We start from the raw sequence: 2,657 nt of genomic DNA, 5'->3' as shown, positions 1-2,657 counted from the left end.
ATCCGTGACTGGTCGAAAACTGCTCGCATGGAGTTTAATACTGCCCTTTGTTCCATTTGCAGTTATGGCAAATTATGCAGGTATTTTAATGTACGCTGGGGCCTTGACGGTAATCGGATGGGCAGTATCTGAATTACCGACATCTGTGGTTTAAATACAAAGTTACAGGGCTCCTAATCGTAACAACTTATTGTATAAAAGAAACACAACATACCCGAATATAAGACCCAACAACCGCTTTCAAACGCCACATTGAGCGACTTTGACGTGCTGCGGGGATATGTATTCTCTTATTGAAAGGCGAGGACTGAGCATGAGTCGCAAAATCCTTCACGTCTAAAAGCGTTTTGCTATTTGCCTTATTGGGTAAGTGTTATTACAGGCACTTGTAAGCGAGTAAAGCTAACCCTAGCTCAGTTAACCGATACTACTGTAACTTGCTGTTAGGTTTATCTGGGGTTGTCACTTTAATTAAGCTGGCGACTAATGTTGGTTCTTAATTACGTTCACGAAATGATTTACGGTCTTTTAAAGATAATAGGCTTGGAATTTACTCTCGATCTAACCCTCGTTTTTGTTCAAATAAAGAGAGCTAGGGGGTTAGAGCTGATGAAATATCTACATTGGACCTGAAACAATCAATTAAATCAAAATCAGGGAACTATAGATCGCTCATTGTTACCGTTTTACCTGATATGTTTTTTGGTCCGCTATGGGCGTGAACCCGAAGTTACCAATAGCAATACGCAATTACTGCTGACACAACCTCCTAATTCAAACCAAACAACCTTGCTGTCCGTTTTATGAAAAACCCATGCCTTCAGATGAACTTAATAAGCAAATAATTTATCGCGCAAGCCACTTGTTTAACCTGAGTTACAAACGCCAATAGGCTCGTAAACGACTTCCCTCGTGGTAAGCCCAAGTAAAGAGTGGTTAAGCACGCCTACTCAATAACTTAATCCATAACCAAAGGGATAGAGTGTGTCTTTTTCAGGGTAACCCGGTACATCAGGTTGCTGATCGATAATCGCTTCAGCGCTATTCGCTAAGGCAAAGGGTAACTTGCCTTGTGGCTTAAACTTACCGCTGATGACATCCAATAGTGCCGCATCCGACACGCCAAAAGTAGCCAGTATTCCGCCCGCTTGCTGTAAACCGCTAGCGGCATCTAAGACAAAAGGTTGTCTAAAATTGATGGCAAGAATGGTTTTCTGTGCTGACACGTCTTGCATGACTTGCTGAATGTCACTTAGGCTAGGACTAACATGCCATGACTTTGCCTTGGCCATATCAGAAAAAGCCAGAAAATTGAGCTCATCAGGATCTGCGCCTCCCACAAATAAATTGGGCGCAGCCCCTCGGTTATCAACCAGTACCCGAATAAGTGCATAGTCTGCTTGCTTGGCAGAAGAATGAGTACCACCTTCGACAAATCCAGCAGTAGCACTATCACCTGCAATCACTTTAAAACCTGCGGCTTGGGCCGCTTTAACATTGATGCCCATGGTATAGAGCGTCAGCGGTTTCTCTGCTGAGCTTACCAACGGCAAGATATGTTGTGGATTGGCTAACAGCACAATGGATTTACGCTGTGCGTAATCGGCCACGGCTTGAAACTCGGCATTACCTAGGATTTTGTCGGCACGGTCGGCATCAACATAGGCATTTTCAAACAATCCAAGCTGAAACTGTTCTATTAACAGTCTCACTACTGATTGGTCGATACGTGATTCAGACAACAAGTTTTTTTCAACTAACTGCACAATCATTGAGGCATCTTTGAAACCCGACAGCACATCCGAACCCGCTGCTATGGTCATTGCCACTCGCTCTGCCTCGGTTTTATCCTCAACTCCCCAAGGGGTTCGAGTGATAATGCCGGTATCTGTATTCACATACCCCTTAAAATGCATCTGTTCACGTAACAAATCGGAAACTACGCCTTTAGAGAAAGACATACCGACATCGTTAGCTTGTAGGTTTTGTCCAAGTGGAATGCCGTAAGAAGGCATCATTGAACCGGCACCCGCTTCAATGGCAGCTTTAAAAGGCTTAAGGTGATAGGCAAAATTATCACCAGGATAAGTTTGATTTTTACCAAAATCATAATGGGGATCACCGCCATTTTCTTGCGGTCCACCACCCGGAAAATGTTTAATGGTCAGTGCAATGCTGTTGCTGGAGACTTGTTCACCTTGTAAACCACTAATTAAGGTTCGAATAATATCTGAGGTCAGCTCAGCATCTTCAGAAAAGGTTTCGTGTATGCGATGCCAGCGTGGCTCGGTTGCTAAATCCACCATGTAGCCGTACATGCTGCGTAAACCAATGGCATGCCATTCTTTATTCATGATTTGCGCAAACTGCTTGATTAACGCCATGTCACGAGTAGCGGCGAGCCCAGCTTCTTTCGGCCAAGCAGAAAATGCTCCGTTACTCACATTAATGCCTGCCTTTGAATTGGGATCAAGATGGTTGCGCGCATTTGACTTAAATAACAGTGGAATACCATGCACAGTGGACTCGGCCATGGTCTGCATCGTGTTCATATATTGCGCAGCTTGTTTAACCGTAATTTGATAACCACTGCGCCCCGCTGGCCCCTCGTTTAGCGGAAACTCAACAACGGGGTTACGAAAAATAAACCGTGTCAT

1 protein-coding gene is annotated in these 2,657 nt (G+C 44.3%); it reads right to left on the bottom strand.

Translation table 11 applies throughout. From position 1 onward, the window contains the following. Positions 1 to 950 precede the first annotated feature (950 nt). Positions 951 to 2,657: glycoside hydrolase family 3 N-terminal domain-containing protein (locus tag NWQ57_RS14125; RefSeq protein ID WP_306022804.1), on the bottom strand; the 1,707-nt coding region annotated here is incomplete at its 5' end.

Origin of the sequence: Paraglaciecola sp. (assembly GCF_030730205.1) — a bacterium.
Taxonomy (GTDB): Bacteria; Pseudomonadota; Gammaproteobacteria; order Enterobacterales; family Alteromonadaceae; genus Paraglaciecola.
Note: the sequence above shows the minus strand (reverse complement) of the source record. Positions and strands in the feature narration are given on the sequence as shown.